Origin of the sequence: Paracoccus sp. MKU1, assembly GCF_001447385.1 — a bacterium.
GTDB lineage: Bacteria > Pseudomonadota > Alphaproteobacteria > Rhodobacterales > Rhodobacteraceae > Paracoccus.
In genome coordinates this window covers 1-24,043 of sequence record NZ_LLWQ01000216.1, presented here as the reverse complement: position 1 = coordinate 24,043, position 24,043 = coordinate 1, and the positions used below count along the sequence as shown (strand labels likewise).

The window sequence follows — 24,043 nt, the reverse complement described above, 5'->3', positions numbered from 1 at the left end:
CGTCCCCGCGGCTTGTCCGCTGGGCGTACCACTGTTCCGACGCCTGGACGAACAGGGCGTTGGGACCGCACCGGCTTGACCGGTCCCGGCTTCTGGCGGTGTTTCTTTTTGCTGATGTTCATGGCTATGCTCGGCTGTTAGGGGCGCGCTTGGCGACTTCCCCCGGGGCCTCGGTGGCGATCCAGCCGTTCGAGAACATCTCGGGCGATCCGCATCTGTGTCTGGCCATCGTTCCCAACCTTTCCCGACGGTCTACGGGCGGCGCTGGACCGGACGCCGGCGTTGGTTCGGCGCGCGGTCGAATGCGACGGGCGACCGGCGCCGAGGCGCGTCGGCGGCGGGCCGGGCTGCATGAGCCCTGGCCGGATTCCGCCGACCGGGGCCGTTCGGATCTTGTGCGGGCTGCGCGGCCGGGCCTTAATTCTCGCATGACGGGAAAGCGACATGCCTCCTTGCTGCGGCGTCTGAGGGTGCGCATGGCCGCCTCGGCCGGGGTGGCGGCCGCGGTGCTGCTCGGCCTGTGGTTGAAGGTCGAGGAGGCGCGGGCGCCACAGGACCCGCCCCCGGTCGCCCTTGGACAGCCGGTCGATCTGGGCCGGGTCGAACTGACGCCGCTGTCGCTGGCGCTCGCCCCGCCCGAGCAGCAGGGCGAGCCGGCCCGGCTGCTGATGCAGGTCCGGCTGCTGAACCTGACCGGAGAGAGCCAGACCGCCGTCTTCGGCTTTCCGCCGCATCCGCCCGAGCTTGCCTCTGGCGGTGTGGTCTGGCCCGAACCCGAGGTCACGCTGGACCGCGATGGCGAGATGCTTGCGCAGTTGCATCCGCGCCTGGCCGAGCGGGTGACGCTGGCTTGGCAGCTTCCGCCGGACTGGCGGCCTGGGCCGGTCTCGCTGACCTTCCACCGGCAGATCTTCAAGCTCAGGGATAATCTCTACGGCATGTCGAACTGGCTGCTTTTCCAGCCCACCGCCCGCATGACCATGCTGCCCGAGGGTGCGCCATGATCTGGCTGGGTCGCATTGCCATCGTGCTGGCCGGGGCCGCGCTTCTGGGCGGGATGATGCAGACCGCCCCCGACTACAACAGCGTCGTGCAGCCCTTCCGCCACCATGTCGCGGCGGGCAGGACGGGAGAGGCGCGCAGTTTCCGCGCCCGCTTCACCGGCCTGCGCCTGGCCGACCGCATCGCCTTCCGGCGCTATGGCCGGGATCTGGTCCGCGACAGCGACGGCGTGTTCCTGATCGCCGAGATCGAGGCCGAAGCGACTCTGGCCTCGCAGCGCCTCGACGCGGTCTGGCAGGGCGCGAGCGGGCGGCGCTATGCGCTGTCCCGCCGCGCCGAGGACATTCCGCGCGGGCTGGAAAGCCGCTGGTTCCAGCCCGGCCTGAGCAATCGCGCCGTCGCGGTCTTCGAGCTGCCCGCGGACGAGGTCGCGGGCGGCGCGCTGGTGCTGACGGGCAGCTTTACCGCGGTTTTCGACAGCGCCTTGCATCTGGCCCCGCCGGCCTTGCCCGAGCGCCGGCCGATCATCCGGTTCGAGCCATGAGACCTCTCATGAGACATCTGCTGTGGATCCTCCTTGCCGCGGTCCTGCTGCTCGCCAACGTGGTCGTCGGGGGCTGGACCGAGATCACCGACCTGCGCCGCGCCCGCGAATGGCGGGTGGTGCAGGCCGGCGAGGCGGGGGCCGAGCTGCGCGGCGTGCATGTCCGGCTCGATCAGGTCTGGGCGGGAAGCGCGCCCAACCTGTCCGAGCGGGCGCTGGTCCTGGTCCGCCTGGCGCTGCGCGGTCCCGAGGCGGCGCGGCAGGGCTGGGCCGGCTGCGACATCAGCCTGCGCGACGCGGCGGATCGGGTCTGGCTGCCGCTGATCAGCGCCGATTCCGAGGGTGCCGTCCGGGTGCTTTCCCCTGATGGTGAGAACAAGGGGCGCTGCAATCCCATCTCATATGACGCGCCGCCGGACGGGCAGGAGATGCTGTCGGACCAGCTTTTCCTGGTGCCGGCCGAATTGCTGAAGGGCGCGCGGCTGCGCGTCTCGGCCTGGGGGACGCGGCCCGAGGCGCTGGAATTCGCGGTCACGCCGGTTCTGCGCGATCTGCACTAGCGGCGCGGGCCGCCTGCGCCCGCCCGGCCAATTCCAGCCCGGCGGCGAGGATGCAGAATTGCACGACGCAGACCAGCACCCCGCCCTGTGGCTGGCCGGGCGCGCCGAAAAGCAGGCCCAGCGGATATTGCGCCACCTGCCAGACCCGCAGGTCCTGCGGCCCGATCAACTCGGCCAGCCCGACCCAGGCCCAGCGGCCCGCCCAGTCGGCCAGCCGCCACAGCACCAGCACCGAGACGGTCAGCGCGAAACCCGCCGATCCTGCCAGCAGCATGCCGTTCGCCACCGCGTGCCAGCGTTTCACCAGCCCCGCCCAGAAATGGCCGATGAAGTCGGTCAGCGGCTTCGGCAGCGCCTGCCAGCGGTCGACGACCCGGCCGGCCGAGCGCCGCGTCTCCTCGGCCATCAGGTTCAGGTCATGGCCATAGACGATGGCGCCGAGATTGAACCAGATCAGCGGCAGCAGCGCATACCAGAACAGCCGCACCAGCCAGGGCCAGGGCTGGAAGGCGGGCGCCCAGTCCACCGGGCGCCTCGTGGCATCGACCACCTCGGCCGCGGCGGGCGGGACCAGGCTTTGCCACAGCTCGGCGGGCGAGGGCAGGCGGGCCAGCCATTCCACGAACTCCGCCTGCCAACCCGAGATGACGTACAGCCCCAGCACCGCCCAGCTCGCCTCGCAGGCGACGACCAGCAGCGGCCAGATCCCGGCCTCGCTGCGCTTGTGCAGGGCCTTGGCGCCGCGCCGGATCGCCCAGATCAGCAGCACGGCGACCATGACCCAAAGCGTGCTCTGCACCTCCAGCGCGGTGGGCGCCGGCTCGGGCGAGACCGTCGAGAAGTCGATCCGCTCCATCGAGGTCGACAGGAACGCCTTGGAATAGTCGCGCAGCGTGTTCCCGAGCAGGCCCCAGCCGGCGTAATAGCCATAGAACGGGATCAGGACCGCCAGAAGCGCCCCGGCCAGCATGCCGATGCCTGCCGGGGTCCCGGCTGCGCCTTCCTCGGGCGCGGGCGCCTCGCGACGGCGCCTTGAGCGAAAGCGCAGCACCGGCAGCCCGTCGCGCAGGATAACGAACATGGCGACGAACAGCACCAACTGCAACAGGATCACCGGCACCAGCGCGATCAGCCCGGCCAGCCGGTCGGCGAAGCCGATCTCGACCGCCAGCATCATCAGGAGCGTGCCGAGCAGCGAGCCGGCCAGCCATGTGGCCGCCAGCACCGCGCCGTAGTTCCGAAACAGCCGCGCCGTCAGCAGGACGTGCTGGCGCAGGATATGCAGGTCCCCGGTCATGGCGGCAGGATCGCAGGATCGATGCCGCATCGCAAGCCGGGCGTTTCCCGCGTTTCAGGACGGCGCGTCGTCGGCATGGCGTCCCAGGCCAAGCCCCATGCCCATGCCCATGCCACCGCCGCCACCCATGCCGCCGCCACCTCCACCGCCGCCGCCCTTGCTGCCGCTTTCGCCGCGCCCGCCCCTGGACGAGCCGCCCGATTGCCGCGTCGGACCCTGCGAGGGGATGGTCACGTCCCGAGGCACCGGACCCAGGTCCAGCGCCTTGCGGATGAAATCGCGCAGCGAGACGACCAGTTCGGCGGTATGGATCGGCCGGCCGGCGGCCATCTCGGCGGCGGCACGGCTGGCCAGGCGGACCTGTTCCTCGGTGCCCAGCAGGATGATGTCCGACAGCGCCGCCTCGACCGCGTCGCGGATGCGCCGGGCGCGATCCGAGCCGGCGGCCTCCTCGGCCCCAGCCTCTTGCTCGCGCTGCCGCAGGTCGCGCAGATGGGTCGGATCGACCAGCAACTCGCCGGTGAAGGACCCGCCCAGCACCTTGTAGGCGGCGATCAGCGTGCGCAGGCGTTCGTTGATCTGGCGGTTCATGCGCTGCTGGCGCTGCTGGATGGTCAGCAGCATCAGCACCCGGATGCCCACGCCGATCAGCGTGAACAGTGCAAGGCCCAGCAGCGTCGTCAGGATCCCCTGCCAGGTGCTGAAATCGAAATAGCGCATGGGCACCCCCCTCGGCCTGTCCTGGGCCTTTATCCCACCGCTTTGCCGCGATGCGCCAGAGGGGTTTTCCGGCGATCGCCGCCGGCGCCTCGTTCAGCCCTCTTGCCGCAATGCCGCGATCAGGTCGTGGAACCGATCGCCCTGCACGATGACATGGTTGCGCAGCGCCTGGGCCGCGCCCTCGCCATCGCCGGCGCGGATGCGCGCCACCACCGCGTCATGTTCCGCGAATGACCGCATCATCCGGTTGCGCACCTTGAGCTGCATGCGGCGATAGGGTTGCAGCATGGCATGCAGCCGCGCCGCCTCCTGCGCCAGAAAGGCGTTGTGCGTCGCGCGATAGAGGCAGTGGTGGAAATCCGAGTTGCGGGCGTAATAGGCCTCGACCTCGCCGGCCTCGGCCAATTGGCGGCAGGCCTCGTGCACGGCCTCGAAATCGGCCATCTCCGCCTCGGTGATGCGGCGGGCGGCCAGGCGGCCGCAGGTCGCCTCGATCTCGGCCATGACCTCGAAACGCTCGGCCAGTTCGCTCGCGCTCCATTCGGTGACGAAGGTGCCGCGCTTGGGCACCACCCGGACCAGCCCCGAGGCTTCCAGCTGGTGCAGCGCCTCGCGGATCGGGGTGCGCGAGACCTCGAATTCCCGCTCCAGCGCCTCGGGGTCCAGCCGGGCGCCGGGTGGGTACTTGCCCTCCACGATGGCGTTTTCCAGCGCGTTGCGGATGCGCAGCGTGTTGGGGATCGTCGCCATGGAAAGCCTCCTTCTGCTTCTTGCCCGAAAGATAAGCAGTTCCCCGGCATTTATCCATCTTCGGATTTGATATATACAACAAGCAACGGGAAACGTATAACAGCCCGGTGAGGATTCGCGCACCGGAGGAGGGCGCGGGAATCGGCAGCCGGTTTACCGGCGCAAGGAGGTTTGCATGGAGAGGAGCCGCGCATGACCCCACATCTATTTTCCATCTACGCACTGGCGGCGATGTTCGTCGTCGCCACGATCTGGCCGATCAACATGGGCGTGCTGGCCTATGTCGGCGCCTTCCTGGTCGGCACCTTGCTGGCGGGACAGGCGGCCAAGGAGATCATCGCCGGCTTTCCCAGCGGCCTGTTCCTGACGCTGGTCGGCATCACCTGGCTGTTCGCCCTGGCGCAGAACAACGGCACCATCGACTGGCTGGTGCGCATGGCCGTGCGCGCCGTCAAGGGCCGCATCGGTGCGATCCCGTGGATCATGTTCGGCATCTCGGCCGTCCTGACCGCGGTGGGCGCGGTCAGCCCCGGCGCCGTCGCCATCGTGGCGCCCATCGCGCTGGGTTTCGCCTTTCGCTACCAGATCTCGCCGCTGCTCATGGGCCTGATGGTGGTGCATGGCGCGCAGGCCGGGGGCTTTTCGCCGATCAGCATCTATGGCGGCATCACCAATGGCGTGGTGGCCAAGGCCGGCCTGCCGCTGTCGCCGATGACCACCTTTGCCGCCAGCTTCTTCGTCAACGCAGCGGTGGCGCTCTTGCTGTTCATGGCCCTGGGCGGGCGCAAGCTGATGCAGGCGCGGTCGGAGCGGATCGAGCCGGTGAGCGTGCCGCATGTCGAGATCGCCCGCCCGGCCACCGGCCCGCAGATCTTCGGCGACAGCGAGGCTGAGGCGCTGAGCCGCCGCATCGGCGAGGAGGGCGGCGGCGAATCGAACCGCCTCGTCTCCGAGGTGGACGAGGGCGACCAGCCCGAGGGCACGCTTTATCAGATCGTGACGCTGGCCGGGCTGGCGTTGCTGGCGGTGCTGGTGCTGGCCTTCAACCTCGACATCGGCTTCGTCTCGCTGACCATCGGCCTGGGCCTGGCGCTGTGGAACCCTACCATGCAGAAACGCGCCATGGCGCAGGTCGCCTGGCCCGAGATCATGCTGATCACCGGCGTTTCCACCTATGTCGCGGTGCTGGAGCACATGGGCACCATCGATTTCGTCGGCGACAGCGTGGCGGGCATGGCCTCGCCCCTGCTGGCGGCGCTGATGCTGTTCCTGATCGGCGCCGTCGTCTCGGCCTTCGCCTCGTCCACGGCGGTGCTGGGCTCGCTGATCCCGCTGGCGGTGCCCTTCCTGCAAGGCGATACGGGCGTGGGCGCCATCGGCTTCATCGCCGGCATGGCCGTCGCCTCGACCATCGTCGATGTCAGCCCGTTCTCGACCAACGGCGCCCTGGTTCTGGCCAATGCGCGCGGGGTGGACCGCCAGGTGTTTTTCCGCAAACTGCTGAACTACGGCGCGCTGGTGACGGTGGTCGCTCCGGTCGTGCTGTGGCTGATCTTCGTCGTGCTGCCGGGGTGATCCCGGCAGACCATCCCCTGTTCGGAGGCCCGAAATGATCAAGACCGTCGAGACCCCGCGCCCCAGCCGCCCGGCCTTTCTGGGCGAGTTGTTCGAGGTGCTGACCGCACGCGGCCGCCGTCTGCTGGGGCGGCGGGGCGCCGGCACGGCCACCGAGGCGCCCGAACTGTGCGAACTGGGCGAGGCGCTGCTGTCGCGGCGGGGCGAGGCTTCGGGCGTGGCCATCGCGCAGGGGCTGCTCGCCGCCTTCGAGGATGCCGACGAGGCGACGCGGCTTGCCTTCCTGCAAAACCTCGCCGACCGTTTCGGCCCCGATCCGGCGGCGGTGCGCGCGGCGCTGAAGGCCGTGCAGCACGACGCCGATTCCCCCGAAGCCATCGAGGCGCTGCACGATGCTGCCGAGCCGCGCCGGCAGGAGCTGTTCCGCCGCCTGAACCTGGCCCCCGGCGGCACGGCGGCGCTGGTGCGGATGCGCGAGGAGCTGCTGCGCCATCTGCGTGACAATCCCGTGCTGCGCCGGGTGGACGGCGATTTCGCGCATCTCTTTGCGTCCTGGTTCAACAGGGGTTTTCTTGTGCTGCGTCATATCGACTGGAACACGCCCGCCAGCATCCTGGAAAAGATCATCCGCTACGAGGCGGTGCATGCCATCCAGAACTGGGACGACCTGCGCAATCGCCTGCAACCGACCGACCGGCGCTGCTACGGCTTCTTCCATCCGCAGCTGGTGGACGAGCCGCTGATCTTCGTCGAAGTGGCGCTGACCGAGGAGATCCCGGACAATGTCGCCGGGCTGCTCGACCTCGACCGCCAGCCGATCCAGGCGGAGCGCGCCAGCACCGCGGTGTTCTATTCCATCTCGAACACCCAGCGCGGGCTGGCCGGGGTGTCCTTCGGCAATTTCCTGATCAAACAGGTGGTCGAAGAGCTCAAGGCCGAACTGCCCAACATCCGCACCTTCGTCACGCTGTCGCCGGTGCCGGGCTTTGCCGCCTGGCTGGCCGGGCAGCGCAAGGACGCGATGTCGGAACTGATCGACGCCGACCAGCGCCTGGCCTTTGCCGTGCTGGACGATCCCGACTGGCACAAGGATCCGGCCGTGGCCGAAAGCCTGCGCGCGCCGCTGCTGGCCGCCGCCGCGACCTATTTCCTGCGCGCCCGCGACGGCAAGGGCCGCGTCCTCGATCCGGTGGCGCGCTTCCACCTGGGCAACGGCGCCCGGCTGGAGCGGCTGAACTTCCTGGGCGATGTCTCGGCCAACGGGCTCAGGCAGTCGCATGGGCTGATGGTGAACTATCTCTATGATCTCGACCGGATCGAGGCGAACCACGAAGCCTTTGCCGAACGCAGCGCCGTCGCCGCCTCGGACAGCGTCAAGCGCGCGCTGCCGGCCTCCAACCCATGAACCACGGGGATAACTGATGAGTGACAATCTGTTCGACCTTCTCGCCGCCGGCATCCGCGACCCTGAGGCCGTGGCCATCGAGACCCCGGCGGGCGAGCCCATCCGCTACGCCGACCTGATCGCCCGCAGCGGCCGCATGGCCAATGCGCTGGCGGGGCTTGGCGTCCAGCCCGGCGACCGGGTGGCGGTGCAGGTCGAGAAATCGGTTCAGGCGATCATCCTCTATCTCGCCACTCTGCGGGCGGGCGCGGTGTTCCTGCCGCTGAACACTGGCTACACCCCCGCCGAGATCGGCTATTTCCTCGGCGATGCCGAGCCCCGGGTTTTCGTCTGCGACCCCGCCCGGCAGGAAGCGCTGCGCGAGCCCACCGAGGCCGCCGACGCCCGCATGGTCACGCTGGATGCCGAGGGACGGGGCAGCCTGACCGACGCCGCCGAGGCCGCGCCCGAAACCTTCGCAACCGTGGCCCGTGACAGCGACGACCTGGCCGCGCTGCTTTACACCTCGGGCACCACGGGCCGGTCCAAGGGGGCGATGCTGACGCATGGCAACCTGGCCTCGAATGCCCTGGTGCTGCGCGAGGCGTGGCGCTTTACCGCGCGGGACGTGCTGATCCACGCCCTGCCGATCTTTCACACCCATGGCCTGTTCGTCGCCACCAACGTGGTGCTGTTCTCGGGCGCCTCGATGATCTTCCTGCCGAAATTCGACGTGGACCGGATATTCGAGGCGATGGCCCGCGCCACGGTGCTGATGGGCGTGCCGACCTTCTACGTCCGGCTGCTTCAGGACGACATGCTGAACGCCGAGACCACCGCCAACATGCGCCTGTTCGTCTCGGGCTCGGCGCCGCTGCTGGCCGAGACGCATCGCGAATGGCAGGCCCGCACCGGCCACGCCATCCTGGAACGCTACGGCATGACCGAGACGAACATGAACGCCTCGAACCCCTATGACGGCGAGCGCATCGCCGGCACCGTCGGCCTGCCGCTGCCCGGCACCGAGATCGTCGTCACCGACCCCGAAACCGGCGCCGAGCTGCCGCAGGGCGAGATCGGCATGATCGAGGTGCGCGGCCCGAACGTCTTCAAGGGCTATTGGCGCATGCCGGAAAAGACCGCCGCCGAGCTGCGGGACAACGGCTTCTTCATCACCGGCGACCTGGGGAAATTCGACGCGCGCGGCTATCTGCATATCGTCGGCCGCGGCAAGGACCTGATCATCACCGGCGGCTACAACGTCTATCCCAAGGAGATCGAGACCGAGATCGACGCGCTGCCCGGCGTGGTCGAATCCGCCGTCATCGGCCTGCCGCATCGCGATTTCGGCGAGGGGGTGACGGCGGTGGTGGTCCCGACCGGCAGCCCCGCCCTGACCGAGGCCGAGGTGCTGGCCCCGCTGGAAGGGCGGCTGGCGAAGTTCAAGCAGCCCAAGCGTGTGCTGTTCGTGGACGAATTGCCGCGCAACACCATGGGCAAGGTGCAGAAGAACCTGCTGCGCGACCGTTTCGCCGGGCTTTACGACTAGCGCCCGATCGCACAGGCGGGCAGGAAACGGGGCAGGGCGGCGATGGCCGCCCCGCCGTCAGGCTCAGGCCCGGCTGACGTTGCCGAAAACCAACCGGCCCTTGTGGAAGGTGGCGCTGCGGGCCGAGCGCCGGGCCACCGCCTCGGCCGAGCAGCTGGCCTCGGCCAGCGCGAATTCCGCCGCATCGCCGGGTGTCGGCCAGGCGCGTTCGCCCGCATCGTCCAGCGGCAGCACGTCGCCGGTGGCAATGGCCATGGCGCGGGTCAGGCCGAACTCGTCGCGCCCGCCATAAAGCTGCGCGCAGAGATTGGCCTTTTCCAGCATGTCGCCGGTGCCGAAGGGCGACCAGTGATCGATCACGCTGTCGGTGCCGGTCATCAGCGTCACGCCCTTTTCGCGCAGGCGCGGCAGGGGCATGGTCAGTGCCCCGATGGGCACGGTCGAGATCACCGTGACGCCCTGCGCCGTCATGCGCTCGGCCAGCGCGTCCAGCTCGGCCTCGGGCAGCGTCCCCAGCGCGAAGGCATGGCTCAGGTTCAGCCGGTCCTTGAGCTGCGGCGTGCGCTCGACCGTCTCGACCATGTAGTTGATCGCCGCGACGCCGGCGGGGCCGGTTTCGTGCAGGTGGATATCCACCGCCTTGTCATGGTCCAGTGCGATCTGGAACATGGCGTCCAGCGACTGCTCCATCGCGCCGTCCACATTGGTCGGGTCCAGCCCGCCGACGAATTGCACGCCCATGGCCATCGCCTCGCGCATCAGCCCGTCCACCTTGGAATGCAGCAGCCCGTGCTGCGGGAAGGCGACGATCTCACATTCGAAGCGGTCGCGGTGCCTTTCCAGCGCAAGTTGCAGATGCTCCAGGCTTTTCAGCCCGCTGACCGGGTCGATGTTGCAATGGCTGCGCGCCACGGTGGTGCCTTGCGACAGCAGCAGATCGATCAGCGCCTCGGCCCGCTGCTGCGAGGACGGCAACAGCTTCGGCAGCAGGATTTCCTCGCGCGCGATCATGTCCATGATCGTCTTCCCCTGCCGCGGCAGCGGCGCCTGCCACGGCCCGCCATAGAAGGTCTTGTCCAGGTGGATATGCATGTCGCGAAAGGCCGGCAGCGCCAGCTTGCCCCCGGCCGAATAGCGCGGGACATCCGGCGCCAGCGCGGCGCCTTCCCCCAGGATCGCCTGGATGCGGCCGTCGCGGATTTCCAGCGTATGCAGTGCGGTGCGGGTGGCGGTGATGTATTCGCCCTCGCGCTCGAAGCCGTTTTCCAGCCGGACCTCGGTCAGGTAGTAATGCGTCTCGGCGATCTCGCCGATCAGCGCCTGTTCCTCGGCGGCCCCGGCGGCGGCTCCTGCGGCGCTGGCGGTTCCCATGCCCATCACGGCCGATGCGGTCATCAGCCCCCCGGTGCCGCGCAGGAAGGCGCGGCGGCTGTGGCGATGCTCGGTGTGCAAATGCGTTTCCTCCCGAATGTCGTTTGCCCTGCGATCTGGATAAGCCCGGCCGGGATCATCTGGAAATTAAATGTCCAGATGATAAACATCGTGAAATCGAATGGAGTCCGGGATGCTCGATCCGCGCCTGCTGCGCGCCTTCGTGGCCATCGTCGATTGCGGCAGCTTCACCCGCGCCGCGGAGCGGCTGCACATGACGCAATCGACCATCAGCCAGCAACTGGCCCGGCTGGAGGATGCCGCCGGCCACCCGCTGGTCGAGCGCACCGCCCGGCCCGTGCTGCCGACCCCGCAGGGCGAGCGGCTGCTGGGCTATGCCCGGCGCATCCTGGCCTTGCAGCAAGAGGCGGCGGCGGCGCTTGGCGATCCCAGCGGCACCAGCTCGATCCGGCTGGGCCTGCCCGAGGACATCTTCAACGCCGGGATGTGCGGGATCTTTCGCGACTTCACCCGGCAGTTCCCGCAGATCCGGCTGGACGTGACCGTCGGTCTCAGCCGAGAGCTGACGCGCCGCTATCGCGCGGCCGAGCTGGACATCGTCGTGGTCAAGGAGCCCGCCGCCGACAGCGATTGCCGGGCCAGCTTCACCGAGGCGATGGCCTGGTTCGAAAGCGCCGTCCTGCCGCGCGACTGGCAGGATCCGGTGCCGCTGGTGGTGTTCCCGCCCGGCGGGCTTTACCGCGACGCCATGTTCGCGCGGATCGAGCGCGAGCATCGGCGCTGGTATGTCGCCTTTTCCGGCAGCAGCCTGCACAGCGTCATGCTGGGGGTCGAGGGCGGGCTGGGCATCACGCTCCTGCCGGTCGCGGCGGTCTCGGGCGCAGGGTTGCGGCGCTGCGACAGCTTCGGCGGCGAGCCGGCCATGGTGGTGTCGATCTATGCCTGGGAAAGCGCCGGTCCCATCGGCCGGCTGACCGGCGAGATGACCGGCCTGCTGGCCGAGCGGCATCGCCGCAGCCTCGCGGCCGGCGGGGAATGATCGCCGGTCAGCCCGCGCCCGGCACCTCGGCCAGCGCCAGCCGCCGCATCCGGCGATAGATCGTGCTGCGGTCCACTCCCGCCTGCCGCGCCACCGCCGAGATATTGCCCTCGCATTCCGCGATCAGCCGGCGCAGCGCGGCGCGTTCCCCGGTATCGGCGGCCGGCAATGCGCCGGTCCGCAGCCGGGCGGGGCGGGCGATCTCGTCCGGCAGGTCGTCGGGGCCGACCGTCGCACCGTCGCAAAGCGCGGCGCAAAGCGTACAGAGATTGACGATCTCGCGCACATTGCCCGGCCAGTCATGGACCAGCAGGCGCGCCATGGCCTGGGGCGAGAAGCGCGGCTTGCCCTCGGTCGCGCTGGCGATGCGGGCGATCAGCCATTCCAGGTCGGCCCGCGCCCGCACCGGCGGGATGTCCAGCACCAGCCCGTTCAGCCGGTAATACAGGTCCTGGCGAAACCGCCCCTCGGCCACCAGCTCCGCCAGGTCGCGATGCGAGGCCGAGATGACGCGGATGTCCACCGGCTCGGCGCGGGTGGCGCCGACCGGCAGCACCTCGCGCTCGGACAGCACGCGCAGCAGCCGCGCCTGCAGGGCCAGCGGCATGTCGCCGATCTCGTCCAGGAACAGCGTGCCGCCATGCGCCTCGCGGATCAGGCCCTTCTTGCCGCGGGCATGGGCGCCGGTAAAGGCGTTCGGGGCATAGCCGAACAGCTCGCTTTCGATCAGCGCCTCGGGCAGCGCGGCGCAATTGATGGCGACGAAGGCACCCCGGCGCCGGGACGAGGCATGCATGGCGCGGGCGATGAACTCCTTGCCGGTGCCGGTCTCGCCGCGCAGGATGACGCTGATCTGGCGGTCCACCACCTTGGCGGCGCGCTCGGCCAGGCGCTGCATGGCCGCGTCGCCGCCATGGATCGCGCGCAGAGGCTGGGGCAGGCTGGTTTCGGCGGCCCGGCGCGGCGGTGCGGTCGGCGGCACGGCCCGGGCAAAGATCAGCCCGCCGGCCTGCATCTCCAGCGCGCCGTCGATCAGGGCCATGGCGCGCGACAGCTTGGGCAGGTCGTCCATGGCAGAGGCGAAGATGTCGTCGAAGCGCCGGCCGATCAGCGCCCCGGCCGGCCCGCCGGCCAGAAGCTCGCGCGCGTTGTGGGTCATGCCGCTGATGCGGCCCTCGGCGTCGATGGCGACGGCGGCCATCGGGTCCACGTCCAGGAATTCGGGCGAGGGGTTCAGCCGCAGGATCCAGTCGGCGCGGTGCCGGCGCACCAGATTGGCCATCTCGATGCGCCGGGCGCAGGATTTCATCACCTCCAGCGTCAGCGCCTGGCTCATCTTGTCCTGCGGCGCCTGAAGATGCGACAGGTCCAGCACGCCGATCAGCCCGCCGCGCGTATCATGCACCGGCACGGCGGTGCAGGACAGCGGCGTCAGCGCCACGTCGAAATGGTCGGTGCGATGCACGGTGATCGCCCGCCCGGTGGCAAGGCAGGCGCCGACGCCGTTGGTGCCGACATGGCTTTCATGCCATTCCGAGCCGGCGATCAGCCCGGCATGGCGCAGCTCGCGGTCCAGTTCCGCATCGCCGATGGCATCGACGGTCACGCCGCGCGCATTCGCGAGCAGCAGGACGTAGCCCATCGCGTTCACGCGGCGATAGAGATCCTCCATGCCGTGCCGGGCAACGCCCAGCAGTTCCTCGGATTCCTGGCGGTGCTGGCGCAGCTCCTGCTGGGTAACGATACGCGGCCCGGCATGGCGGCCGGGGTCGAGCTGGTGTTCGTTCACGCAGCGCCGCCACGAGGCCAGCACATCGGCATCCCGGCGCGGCGATGTCTCGCCCTCGGCCACGCGAATGACTTCAAGGACATGCGTCCCCGTATCCGGCATTCCCCGCATCGGCTCCTCCCAAAGCCCGGCGCGACCATAGCACGGGTCGGACAGCGCCGGGGCAGAAATCTTGCCGCAGGCGCGGGCCGTCAGCGCGACAGGTCGATCAGGATCTTCAGCTGGCTGCCGGCCGGGTCCAGCAGCGCCTCGAACCCCTCGGCCACCGCCTCGTCCAGCGCGATGCGCTTCGTCACCACCCGCCTGGCCGGGATCGCGCCCGAGGCGATCAGCTCGATGGTGCGCGGCCAGCCATGGGTCGGATAGCACCACGAGCCGCGGATCTCGGCATCCTTGAAGGTCAGCTGGAAGAAATCCACGCTGCCCTTGCCGGGATGCAGCCCGGTCTGCACGATCACCCCCTGCTTGCGCACCGCGTCCAGGCAGGATTGCAGCGCGCGGTCGTTGCCGACGCATTCCAGCGCCACGTCGCAGCCGATGCCGCCTTGGGTGCCGGCGCGCACCCGCTCGCCCACATCCTCGCGCGCCGGATTGATGGGAACGATGCCCGGCACGACCTCGGCGGCGAGCCGCAGCCGCGTGTCGTTCACGTCCGACACGAACAGCCGCGTCGCGCCAAAGGCCCGCGCGGTCAGCAGCGCCAGGATGCCGATGGGACCGGCGCCCGTCACCAGCACCGAATCCCCGGCGGTGATCCGGCCCCGGTCGCAGGCATAGACGCAGACGGCGGTCGGCTCGACCAGCGCCGCCTCCTCGTCGCTCATCCCGTCGGGGATCTTCTCGACATTGTAGTCGTTGAGCAGCGCCATCTCGGCCATGCCGCCCGAGACCCAGGACAGCCCGACCAGCGCCAGGCTGCCCGAGAGGTTGTGCCAGCCGCGGTCGGCGAAATGCTCGCCGCCGCGCGGCATGATGAGCGGCTGCACCGCCACCCGGTCGCCGGGCGCCACCTTGGTCACGCCCTCGCCCACCGCCACGACCTCGCCGCCGAATTCGTGACCCAGCACCTGCGGGCCATGGGCGCCGGAATAGGGATGCGGCGTGGTCGGGATGAAGATCGGCCCCGAGGCATATTCGTGCAGGTCGGTGCCGCAGATGCCGACATGGCGGTTGCGGATCAGCACCTGGCCGGGGCCGGGCGAGGGCGGCTCGGGAATATCCTCGATCCGCAGATCCCTGGCGGCATGGAAACGCAAGGCTTTCATGGGGTTTCCTCTCAAAGCTCATCGAAGGCGGCAAGGGCTTTCGCCGCATAGACCGTGCCCGGTCCGCCCGACATCTCGATGGCGACGGCCAGCACCTCCAGCAGTTCCTCGCGGCTGGCGCCATGGGCCTTGGCCTCGCTGGCGTGAAAGACGATGCAATCCTCGCAGCCGCGCCCGATGGCGACGGCGATGGCGATCATCTCCTTCATGGCGGGGCCGACCTTGCCCTCGCGGTTCGCGGCGAGCATCAGCCCGCGAAAGGCGGACATGGTCTTGCCGTCGGCCTTGTAAAGCGCGGCGGCGCGCGCGTTCATTTCGGCCAGCTTCTGTTTCGCGTTCATACCAGCACCATCCCTCCATCGACGACCAAGCTTTGCCCAGTCATGTAATCCGACCCGGCCGAGGCAAGGAAGACCGAGACGCCCGCCAGATCCTCGGGCCGCGAGGGACGGCCCAGCAGGATGTCGGCGGAAAAGCCCTCGAAGGCCTCGTTGTCGCGTTGGGTCAGCCCCTCGTCCTTGAAGCCCTTGTCGATCAGCTTCCACATGTCGGTCGCGACCACGCCGGGGCAGATGGCGTTGACGCAGATGCCGTGCTTGCCAAAGGCGCGGGCCGCGGCCTGGGTCAGCGCCACCACGGCGAACTTGCTGGCCGAGTAATGCGCCAAGGGCTCGTAGCCCTGCTTGCCGGCGATCGAGCAGGTGTTGACGATCTTGCCGCCGCCGCCCTGGGCGATGAACTGCTTCGCCGCCTCCTGGATGCCGATCAGCACGCCCATGGCATTCACGTCCATGACGCGGTGCCAGTCCTCCTCGGTGATGTCGTTGAACGGCTTGACCTGCGCGATGCCGGCATTGTTGAACATGGCGTCGAGCCGGCCATGTTCGGCGGCAGTGCGGGCGATCAGCGCGCGCGTGCTTGCGCGGTCGGTCACATCGACGGCAAGGCCGATGGCCTGCCCGCCCGCCTCGCGGATCTCGGCGGCGGTGGATTCGGCGGTATCGGCAGCGATGTCAGCGATCACCACCCGGGCGCCGGCCTGCGCCAGCCCCTCGGCGATGGAACGCCCGATGCCCCGGCCCGCGCCGGTGACGATGATGCTGCGGCCTTCGACGGAATTGCTCATCTCTCTCCTCCCATTGCAATGGGCCGCCCCCGAGGGGACGGCCGGATTGTCAGGCGATGAAGTCGCGGATCAGGCGGTTCACCTCGGCCGATTGCTCCATCTGCACCATGTGGCCCGCATCGGGGATGACATGGCGGGACGCGCCCGGCAGGCTTTCGGCATGGGCGGCGGGGATGATCGCATCGGCCTCGCCCCAGATCACCTGCGCGGGGACGCCCGAGGCGGCCAGCGCCTCGGCCAGTCGCTCGGCCTGCCGGCCCTCGCGGAACAGATTTCCGGCCAGTTCGGTCAGGAAATCCTGCACCCCGTCGAGGCGCTTGTATTTCAGCAGGTCCTCGACCATCGCGCGGCTGACCAGCGACTGGTCCCTGAACAGATGCGCCAGCACCGGCTTCAGGTCCTTGCGCCCGGTCGCCTTCACGAAGCCGTCGATATAGTCCGCATTGATCTCGGAGCCGAGTCCGGCCGAACAGATCAGCGTGACCGAGGCCGCGCGCTCGGGGCGCCGGGCCGCCAGCGTGCCGGCGATCAGACCGCCCATGGAATGGCCGGCCAGATGCGCCTTGTCGATGCCCAGATGGTCCATGAAGGCGATCACGGTCGAAACCATCAGCCCCAGCCCGGCCGGACGCGCCGATTTCACCGACTGGCCATGGCCGGGCAGGTCCAGCGCATAGACCGGCGCGGCTTCCGCCAGCGCGTCGATGTTGAACAGCCAGTTGTCCAGGTCGCCGCCGAACCCATGGATCAGCACCAACGGCACGCCCTCGCCCGGCCGCTCGGCATAGCGGATGCGACCCATGGGCAGGTCGGCATATTGATAGGCGGGTCCGGCATCCTCGTCCTCGTCGCCGGCCGACGGGGCCTGATAGGCGGCGACATAGGCGTCGATCTCCGTGTCGGGCACCGATTCCGGCGCCATCACCGCCAGCAGCGCGCGCACCGGATAGGTCTCGCCCTCGATGCCGACGCGGCGGCGCAAGAGGCCCCCGTCGGCGGCCTCGACCACATTGGCGATCTTGTCGGTCTCGACATCCATGATCTCGTCGCCAGGCTTGATCTCGGCGCCCTCGGCCACGTGCCAGGCGGCAAGCTTGCCCTCCTTCATCGACAGGCCCCATTTCGGCATCAGGATCGGGGTGATGTCTGCCATGTCTAGTTCTCCAGCGTCTTGCGGACGGCCGCGGCGATGCGCTCGGCCGAGGGCACATAGGCGTCCTCCAGCGAGGGCGAGAAGGGCACCGGCGCATGCGGCGGCGTCACCATCTGGATGGGTGCCTTGAGGGCGCCGAAGGCGTCCTGCGCCACGTTCGCGGCGATGTCGGCGGCGATCGAGCAGCGCGGGTTCGCCTCGTCGACGCAGACCAGCCGGCCGGTCGCCTCGACGCTTTCCAGCACCGTGTCCATGTCGATGGGCGACAGCGTGCGCAGGTCGATCACCTCGACATCGACGCCGTCCTTCTTCAGCAGCTCGGCGGCTTCCAGCGAGCGGCCGACCATCTGGCCATAGGTGACGATGGTGGCGTCGCCGCCCTCGCGGACGATGTTCGCCTCGCCGAAGGGGATGGTATAGGGTTCCTCGGGCACGTCGGCGGTGCTGGCGTAAAGGTTCTTGTGCTCAAGGAAGATCACCGGGTCGTTGTCCCGGATCGCCTGGATCAGCAGGCCCTTGCAGTCATAGGCGTTCGAGGGGCAGACCACCTTCAGCCCCGGAAGATGGGCAAAAAGCGGCGTCAGCATCTGGCTGTGCTGCGCCGCCGCGCGAAAGCCCGCGCCGCACATGGCGCGGATCACCACCGGGGTCTCGGCCTTGCCGCCGAACATGTAGCGAAACTTCGCCGCCTGGTTGAAGACCTGGTCCAGGCAGACGCCGATGAAATCGACGAACATCAGTTCCGCCACCGGCCGCAGCCCCGCCGTCGCCGCGCCCACCGCCGCGCCGACATAGGCGCTTTCCGACAGCGGCGTGTCGATCATCTGCTTCGGGTGCTTGGCGTAAAGCCCCTTGCTGACGCCCAGGACGCCGCCCCAGGCGTCGTCCTCGCCCTGCGCGCCGGCGCCGCCGACGATATCCTCGCCCATCATGATCACGGTGGGGTCGCGGGTCATCTCCTGATCCAGCGCCTCGTTCACCGCGTCCTTCATGCTGATGATGCGTGCCATGGTTTCCCCTCCCTCAATAGGATACGTAAACGTCGGTGGTCAGCTGTTCCGGGCCGGGCAGCGGCGCGGCGATGGCCTCGGCCACGGCCTCGTCGATCAACTGCGCCACCTCGGCGTCGATGGCGTTCAACTCGTCGTCCGAGATCACCCCGGCCTCGGTCACCTTCTGGCGAAACAGCTTCAGGCAATCATTGTGCGCGCGGTTGTATTCGTTCTCGCCCGGCGCCTTGTAGGTCTGGGCGTCGCCCTCGAAATGGCCGAAGAAGCGCACGTTCTTGCACTCCAAAAGCGTCGGGCCGGCGCCTTCGCGGGCGCGGCGGATGACCTCGCCCGCCGCCTCGTGGACGGCGAAGAAATCAAGGCCGTCCACGGTGATCCCCGGCATGCCGAAGCCCGTCGCCCGGTCCACGTAGCTGTCCGATGCGGTGGCGTAATCGACCGAGGTGGATTCGGCATAGCCGTTGTTTTCCACCACGAAGATCACCGGCAGGTTCCAGATCGCGGCCAGGTTCATGCTTTCCAGCACCGTGCCCTGGTTCGAGGCGCCGTCGCCGAAGAAGGTGATGCCGACGCCGTCATGGCCCAGCTTCTGCGCCGCCAGCGCCGCGCCGCAGACCAGCGGCGCGCCGGCGCCCAGGATGCCGTTTGCGCCCATCATCCCCAGCGACAGGTCGGCGATATGCATCGAGCCGCCCTTGCCGGCGCAGCAGCCGGTCGCCTTGCCATAGATCTCGGCCATCATCGCCTTGACGTCCACGCCCTTGGCGATGCAATGGCCATGGCCGCGATGGGTCGAGGCGATGCGGTCGCGGTCGTGCAGGTGCATCATGATGCCGACCGCCGTCGCCTCCTCGCCGGCGTAAAGATGGACGAAGCCCGGGATCTCGCCGCGGGCGAAATCGACATGCAGCCGCTCTTCGAAATCGCGGATGGTGCGCATCTTGCGATAGGCTTCAAGCAGCCGCTCCTTGGGCAGCGGAAACGGATTGGACATGAACTCCTCCCTTGTCTGGTTCAGTCTGGGTTGCGGATGAACAGCCCGGCCTGCGCGGCATGGGCCATGCAGGCGGGCACGTCGATGGTGCGGAAGGCGTCGGGCACCAGCCGCACCGAGACCTCGTCCCTTTCGGTGAAGGTCAGCTCGCGCTCGCCGTCGAAGGCCAGCGTGCCGGCGGGGATCGAGGGGCGATGCGCCTCGCCCGGCGCCATGCGCGCGATGCCGGCGATGCCCACCCGATCGATCAGCCCCGGCGCGATGGGGGCGAGGAGCTGGCGCGGCGCATCGGGGGACAGGCGGACATGCCGGCCCTCGGGCGTGGCGCGGTCCACCGGGTCGCAGAGCCCGGCGATGGCCGACATGCCAATGGCCTGCGGCAGGCCGAAGGTCACGAACAGGTCACGGAAGCCGGCGGCCTTCCAGATGGCGCGGGCGCCGATGAAGCGGTCCTCGACCACGGCGACATCGACCAGCGCGATCTCGCGCCGCTCGCCCAGCGTCACCTCCAGCCATTTGTTCGGCCGCAGCGCCACGGCCTCGGGCACCTGCCCGGTGACGGCCAACCCCACGGCCAGGCCGGTGATCGTCGGCTCGCGCAGTTCGGGAAAGGCGTTGTTGGTGCCGGTCGAGACCCCCGCCACCGGCACCGCGCCGCAGGCCCCCACCACGACGCGGCTGGTGCCGTCGCCGCCCAGAACCACGATGGCGCCCACGCCATCCTCGGCCATCATCCGCGCGGCGCGGGCGCTGTCCTCGGGCGTGGCGGTGACGGGCATGTCCAGATAGCGCAGGCGCGGAAAATTCCCGTGGCCGAGTCGAAGCTCGCGCTGGATGCTGCGTTCCAAGTGAAAGCGGATGCCGCCGTTTTCCGGCATGACCACCACCTCATCGACGCCGGACGCGGCCAGCCCGGCCATCATGCGCAGCACGATATTGGCGCGGTCGTTGATGGGCAGGTTGCCCGCATGCGAGATCACCCGCCGGATGTCGCGAGCCGAAATCGGATTGGCGATGATGCCGACCTTGACCATGTCTGTCCTCCCTGCCCATCATGCAAGCAACGCCGGTGCCAATTTTGGAGCGGGGGTTTTGCCGGGTTTTGGCGACGGGCTGTTGCACCGCCGTGCAACACTGTGGCGCAACAGGAGAGAGGGGATGCAAAGCCAGCAGCAGCGCCAGATCTGCGGCCTTGCGCTGAGCCAACAGATGCGGCTGTCGCTGGACCTGCTGCATATGGAGGGCGGGCGCCTGCGCCGCCGCCTGCGGCTGGAGGCCGCGCGGAACCCGTTCCTGGAACTGCGCGAAACGCCCGGGACGGTGACGCCGCGGCAGGCGCTGACGGATCAGATCGGCCTTCTGCGCCTGACCCGGGATGAGGCGGACCTGGCCCGCACGCTGGTGCATTGCCTCGATGATCACGGCTGGCTGGTCGATCCGCTGCCCGAGATCGCCGGCTGGCTGGATGTGCCACCCGCCCGCATCCAGGCGCTGCTGCCGGTCTTGCAGGCGCTGGAGCCGCCCGGCGTCTTTGCCCGTGACCTGGCGGAAAGCCTGCGGCTGCAATTGCGGGCGCGCGGGCGGCTGGACCCGATGATCGAGCGGCTGCTGCAACGCCTCGACCTGGCGGCGGCGGGTGATCTGGCGGCGATCCAGGCGCATTGCGGCTGCGATGCCGAGGATGCGGCGGGGATGTTGGCCGATCTGCGCGCGCTGTCGCCGTTTCCGCTGTCCGAGGGCACGGCGCCGCCGGCCGCGCCCGAACTGGAGCTGACGCCGGACGGCCGCGTGGTCGCCCTGAACGGGCCGTCGCCGGCCTGGTGCGCGGGCGAGGGCCGGCCCGGGCAGGCCGCCCTTGCCAGCGCCCTGATCGCGGGCTGCGAGGCACGCGGCGCCAGCCTGCTGCGCATCGGCACGGCACTGGCCGAGGCGCAGGCGGATTGGCTGCTGGGGCAGGGGGCGCTGCGGGTGCTGACCATGACCCAACTGGCCGAACGGCTGGGGCTCGCGAAAAGCACGGTCAGCCGGGCGGTGGCAGGGGTGGCGATGCGCAGCCCGCGCGGCACGGTGCTGCTGCGCCAATTGCTGCTGGTGCCGGCCAGTCCGCGCAATCCCGATCTGGCCCGCGACGAAGCGCAGAAGGCGCTGCGCCGGCTCATCGCGGACTGGCCGGCGGGGCAACGGATCTCGGACGCGGCGCTGGCACAGCGACTGGCCGGGCAGGGCATCGCCCTGTCGCGCCGCACGGTGGCGAAATACCGCGCCGAGATGGGGCTGGTCGCCTGGGGCCGCGTTCAGCCCGGGCCGGCGTGACCGAGCGGGCGGGACAGTTCATGGCCGCGCTCGGCCAGGCTGGCCGACAGAAAGCCGATCACCGCCCGCACCCATTGCATCATGCGCAGGTCGCGATGGCAGGTCAGCCAATAGGTCCTGGTCAGCCGGACCTGATCGGGCAGCACGATCTGCAACTCGGGATATTTCGCGGCGATATACCAGGGCAGGACGCCGATCCCCAGCCCGTTGCGCACAGCCGCCAGCTGGTTGAAGATGCTGGAGCTTTTCACGCTGGCCCGGATCGCGGGATGGATCTCGCCCAGGTAGTCGAGCCCGGGGGCGAAGATCATCTCCTCGATATAGCCGATAAAGCGCAGCTGGCGCAGATCCTCGGGGCCGGCGATGGGCGGCAGGTCGCGCAGATGCGCGCGCGTGGCGTAAAGGTGCAGCGTATAATCCACCAGCCGTTCCGAGCGATAGGGGCCGCTGGTCACCGGGTCCAGCGTGATCGAGATATCCGCCTCGCGCCGCGACAGCGACAGCACCTGCGGCATGGTGATGAGCTCCAGCGAGATCAGCGGGAAACGCGCGGTAAAGGCCGGCAGCAGATGGGTCGAGAACAGGCTGCCGAACCCCTCGGGCATCGCCAGCCGCAGCGGCCTGGCCTGACCCGGCGCGGCGACCTGATCCAGCGGGATCAGCCCGGCCGCCTCCTCCATGCGCTCGGCCGCCTCGATCAGGCGCTGGCCGGCGGGGGTCGGCTCATAGCCGCGGGGATTGCGCTCGAACAGGCGGGTGTTCAGCGCCTGCTCCAGCCGGTCGATGCGGCGCGAGACGGTGACATGCGAGGTGCCCAGATGCCGCGCGGCGCGAGAAAGCTGGCCTTCACGCACAACCGCCAGAAAGAATTGCAGATCGTCCCAGCTGAGATTGGCCATCTGTTCGAAAACGCACATACCCTGTAAGAAATTAAACCTCTCTGAACACTTGTGTCAAAACCGAATTGCCGGCATCGTTCGGTCCAGGAAGGCGCGGGATGGAGTCGCGCCCGACGGTAACAGGACAGCATTCCCACCCGGACGACCAAGGCTGACGGTGGAAGGGATGCGCCTTTGGGAGGACATAATGCGAAAGATTCTGCTGTCGACCGCTGCGGTCGGCCTCATTGCCACGCCCGCCCTGGCCGAAGTCTCGGATGGCAAGGTCAAGATCGGCATCCTGAACGACCAGTCCGGCGTCTATGCCGATTTCGGCGGCAAGTATTCCTATGAGGCCGCGCGGATGGCGGTCGAGGATTTCGGCGGCAAGGTGCTGGACGCGCCGGTCGAGGTCGTCACCGCCGACCACCAGAACAAGCCCGACATCGCCTCCAACATCGCCCGGCAGTGGTATGACACCGAGCAGGTCGATGCGATCATGGAACTGACCACCTCGTCCGTGGGCCTGGCGGTGCAGGCGCTGAGCCAGGAAAAGAAGAAGATCACCGTCAACACCGGCGCGGCCACCACCGAGCTGACCGGGCCGCAATGCACCCCCTATGGCTTCCACTGGGCCTATGACACCCATGCGCTGGCCGTGGGCACCGGCGGCGCCTTGGTGAAGGAGGGCGGCGACAGCTGGTTCTTCCTGACCGCCGACTATGCCTTCGGCTATTCGCTGGAAGAGCAGACCGGCAATTTCGTCAAGTCGCAGGGCGGCACGGTCGCGGGCGCGGTGCGCCACCCGCTGGCGACGACGGATTATTCCTCGTTCCTGCTCCAGGCCCAGTCCTCGGGCGCCAAGGTGATCGGCCTGGCCAATGCCGGCATGGACACGCAGAACGCCATCAAGCAGGCGGCGGAGTTCGGCATCACCGCCGGCGGCCAGCGCCTTGCGGCGCTGCTGTTCACCCTGGCCGAGGTGCATGGCATCGGGCTGGACGCCGCGCAGGGGCTGACGCTGACCGAAAGCTTCTACTGGAACCGCACGCCGGAATCGCGCGAGTTCGGCGAACGCTTCAAGGAGCGCACCGGCGTCATGCCGAACATGGTCCATGCCGGCACCTATTCCGCCGTCACCCAATATCTCAAGGCGATCCAGGAGGCCGGCACCGACGAGACCGAGGCTGTCGCCGCCAAGATGCACGAGATGCCGGTCGACGACGTCTTCGCTCAGGGCGGCAAGGTCGGGCCCAACGGCCGGCTCATCAAGGACGTCTACCTGATGGAGGTGAAGGCGCCGGGCGACGTGACCGAGGATTGGGATTACTACAACGTGCTGGCCACCATTCCGGGCGACGAGGCCTTCCTGGACCCCGCGGAAAGCGGCTGTCCTCTGGTCCAGTGATGGCGGCGTTGCTTGCAGAGCAGACCGAGCCGCGGGTGGTGCTTTCCGCCCGCGGCCTCGGCAAGGATTTCGCGGGTTTCACGGCGGTGAACGATGTCGACCTGGACGTGGAGCACGCGCGCATCCATGCGCTGATCGGGCCGAACGGCGCCGGCAAGACCACGGTGTTCAACCTCTTGACCAAGTTCCTGCAGCCGACGCGGGGCCGGATCACGCTTCTGGGCCAGGACATCACCCAGACCAAGCCCGACAAGGTGGCGCGGATGGGGCTGGTGCGCAGCTTCCAGATCTCGGC

23 protein-coding genes are annotated in these 24,043 nt (G+C 68.9%); 10 read left to right on the top strand and 13 right to left on the bottom strand.

Going from position 1 to position 24,043, the window contains the following annotated elements; genetic code table 11:
• The first annotated feature begins 452 nt into the window (after window positions 1-452).
• From AQY21_RS23875 to AQY21_RS23865, 3 genes are read left to right on the top strand one after another with little or no spacing between them, the layout of a single operon-like run.
• Window positions 453-1,004: a hypothetical protein gene (locus AQY21_RS23875; protein WP_161906105.1), complete on the top strand. Its 552-nt coding sequence runs from the start codon at window positions 453-455 to the stop codon at window positions 1,002-1,004.
• Window positions 1,001-1,546, top strand: a complete 546-nt coding sequence (locus AQY21_RS23870; RefSeq protein WP_058100087.1) for a hypothetical protein — start codon at window positions 1,001-1,003, stop codon at window positions 1,544-1,546. Before AQY21_RS23875 ends, AQY21_RS23870 begins: the two co-directional genes overlap by 4 nt.
• A gap of 8 nt (window positions 1,547-1,554) precedes the next feature.
• A complete protein-coding gene (locus tag AQY21_RS23865; RefSeq protein ID WP_058100086.1) occupies window positions 1,555-2,106 on the top strand; it encodes a hypothetical protein in 552 nt (183 codons plus the stop codon).
• Here the strand turns inward: AQY21_RS23865 and AQY21_RS23860 are convergent.
• The 3 genes from AQY21_RS23860 to AQY21_RS23850 form a co-directional block, all read right to left on the bottom strand.
• Window positions 2,078-3,403, bottom strand: coding sequence for a hypothetical protein (locus AQY21_RS23860; RefSeq protein ID WP_058100106.1), 1,326 nt, complete (start codon window positions 3,401-3,403; stop codon window positions 2,078-2,080). The two genes, AQY21_RS23865 and AQY21_RS23860, sit on opposite strands and share 29 nt — an antisense overlap.
• Before the next feature lie 54 nt (window positions 3,404-3,457).
• On the bottom strand, window positions 3,458-4,123 hold the full coding sequence (locus AQY21_RS23855) for a hypothetical protein (RefSeq protein WP_058100085.1): 666 nt from the start codon (window positions 4,121-4,123) through the stop codon (window positions 3,458-3,460).
• Window positions 4,124-4,216: 93 nt separating this feature from the next.
• The gene (locus tag AQY21_RS23850; protein WP_058100084.1) at window positions 4,217-4,873 is read right to left on the bottom strand and encodes a GntR family transcriptional regulator; all 657 of its coding nucleotides are present in this window, start codon (window positions 4,871-4,873) and stop codon (window positions 4,217-4,219) included.
• A 192-nt stretch (window positions 4,874-5,065) separates the two neighbouring features.
• Here AQY21_RS23850 and AQY21_RS23845 point away from each other — a divergent pair, with 192 nt between their 5' ends.
• Genes AQY21_RS23845 through AQY21_RS23835 form a run of 3 tightly spaced genes read left to right on the top strand, consistent with a single transcriptional unit; the run spans window position 5,066 to window position 9,381 of the window.
• Window positions 5,066-6,448, top strand: coding sequence for an SLC13 family permease (locus AQY21_RS23845; RefSeq protein WP_058100083.1), 1,383 nt, complete (start codon window positions 5,066-5,068; stop codon window positions 6,446-6,448).
• A 34-nt stretch (window positions 6,449-6,482) separates the two neighbouring features.
• Window positions 6,483-7,853, top strand: a complete 1,371-nt coding sequence (locus AQY21_RS23840; RefSeq protein WP_058100082.1) for a malonyl-CoA decarboxylase — start codon at window positions 6,483-6,485, stop codon at window positions 7,851-7,853.
• A 16-nt stretch (window positions 7,854-7,869) separates the two neighbouring features.
• A complete protein-coding gene (locus AQY21_RS23835; protein ID WP_058100081.1) occupies window positions 7,870-9,381 on the top strand; it encodes a malonyl-CoA synthase in 1,512 nt (503 codons plus the stop codon).
• A gap of 63 nt (window positions 9,382-9,444) precedes the next feature.
• Here the strand turns inward: AQY21_RS23835 and AQY21_RS23830 are convergent, their stop codons facing one another.
• Entirely contained in the window at window positions 9,445-10,833 is a 1,389-nt protein-coding gene (locus AQY21_RS23830) for an amidohydrolase family protein (RefSeq protein ID WP_203416647.1), read from the bottom strand.
• A gap of 112 nt (window positions 10,834-10,945) precedes the next feature.
• Here AQY21_RS23830 and AQY21_RS23825 point away from each other — a divergent pair, with 112 nt between their 5' ends.
• Window positions 10,946-11,812: a LysR family transcriptional regulator gene (locus tag AQY21_RS23825; protein ID WP_058100080.1), complete on the top strand. Its 867-nt coding sequence runs from the start codon at window positions 10,946-10,948 to the stop codon at window positions 11,810-11,812.
• A gap of 7 nt (window positions 11,813-11,819) precedes the next feature.
• Here AQY21_RS23825 and AQY21_RS23820 read toward each other — a convergent pair whose 3' ends face one another.
• The 8 genes from AQY21_RS23820 to AQY21_RS23785 all read right to left on the bottom strand — a co-directional run bounded on the left by AQY21_RS23820 (window position 11,820) and on the right by AQY21_RS23785 (window position 20,183).
• Window positions 11,820-13,703, bottom strand: coding sequence for a sigma-54-dependent Fis family transcriptional regulator (locus AQY21_RS23820; RefSeq protein ID WP_058100079.1), 1,884 nt, complete (start codon window positions 13,701-13,703; stop codon window positions 11,820-11,822).
• Between the two features lie 89 nt (window positions 13,704-13,792).
• Window positions 13,793-14,866 carry a 2,3-butanediol dehydrogenase gene (locus AQY21_RS23815; RefSeq protein ID WP_058100078.1) on the bottom strand — a complete coding sequence of 358 codons (1,074 nt, stop codon included), beginning with the start codon at window positions 14,864-14,866 and terminating at the stop codon, window positions 13,793-13,795.
• An 11-nt stretch (window positions 14,867-14,877) separates the two neighbouring features.
• Window positions 14,878-15,207: a carboxymuconolactone decarboxylase family protein gene (locus tag AQY21_RS23810; protein ID WP_058100077.1), complete on the bottom strand. Its 330-nt coding sequence runs from the start codon at window positions 15,205-15,207 to the stop codon at window positions 14,878-14,880.
• Entirely contained in the window at window positions 15,204-15,992 is a 789-nt protein-coding gene (locus AQY21_RS23805; protein WP_058100076.1) for an SDR family NAD(P)-dependent oxidoreductase, read from the bottom strand. The genes AQY21_RS23810 and AQY21_RS23805 overlap by 4 nt, the downstream gene beginning before the upstream one ends.
• A gap of 49 nt (window positions 15,993-16,041) precedes the next feature.
• On the bottom strand, window positions 16,042-17,145 hold the full coding sequence (locus AQY21_RS23800) for an acetoin dehydrogenase dihydrolipoyllysine-residue acetyltransferase subunit (RefSeq protein WP_058100075.1): 1,104 nt from the start codon (window positions 17,143-17,145) through the stop codon (window positions 16,042-16,044).
• Window positions 17,146-17,147: 2 nt separating this feature from the next.
• Window positions 17,148-18,155, bottom strand: a complete 1,008-nt coding sequence (locus tag AQY21_RS23795) for an alpha-ketoacid dehydrogenase subunit beta (RefSeq protein ID WP_058100074.1) — start codon at window positions 18,153-18,155, stop codon at window positions 17,148-17,150.
• Window positions 18,156-18,168: 13 nt separating this feature from the next.
• Window positions 18,169-19,149 carry a thiamine pyrophosphate-dependent dehydrogenase E1 component subunit alpha gene (locus tag AQY21_RS23790; RefSeq protein WP_058100073.1) on the bottom strand — a complete coding sequence of 327 codons (981 nt, stop codon included), beginning with the start codon at window positions 19,147-19,149 and terminating at the stop codon, window positions 18,169-18,171.
• Between the two features lie 20 nt (window positions 19,150-19,169).
• Window positions 19,170-20,183, bottom strand: a complete 1,014-nt coding sequence (locus tag AQY21_RS23785; protein ID WP_058100072.1) for an ATP-NAD kinase family protein — start codon at window positions 20,181-20,183, stop codon at window positions 19,170-19,172.
• Between the two features lie 124 nt (window positions 20,184-20,307).
• Between AQY21_RS23785 and AQY21_RS23780 the strand changes: the two genes are divergently transcribed.
• Window positions 20,308-21,462, top strand: coding sequence for a hypothetical protein (locus AQY21_RS23780; protein WP_058100071.1), 1,155 nt, complete (start codon window positions 20,308-20,310; stop codon window positions 21,460-21,462).
• Here AQY21_RS23780 and AQY21_RS23775 read toward each other — a convergent pair.
• A complete protein-coding gene (locus AQY21_RS23775) occupies window positions 21,444-22,361 on the bottom strand; it encodes a LysR family transcriptional regulator (RefSeq protein ID WP_058100104.1) in 918 nt (305 codons plus the stop codon). The two genes, AQY21_RS23780 and AQY21_RS23775, sit on opposite strands and share 19 nt — an antisense overlap.
• A 187-nt stretch (window positions 22,362-22,548) precedes the next feature.
• Here AQY21_RS23775 and AQY21_RS23770 point away from each other — a divergent pair, with 187 nt between their 5' ends.
• Complete coding sequence (locus tag AQY21_RS23770) at window positions 22,549-23,748, top strand: ABC transporter substrate-binding protein (protein ID WP_058100070.1); 1,200 nt, start codon at window positions 22,549-22,551, stop codon at window positions 23,746-23,748.
• The coding region (locus AQY21_RS23765) for an ATP-binding cassette domain-containing protein (RefSeq protein WP_152988331.1) at window positions 23,748-24,043 on the top strand (296 nt) is incomplete at its 3' end. The genes AQY21_RS23770 and AQY21_RS23765, both read left to right, overlap by 1 nt.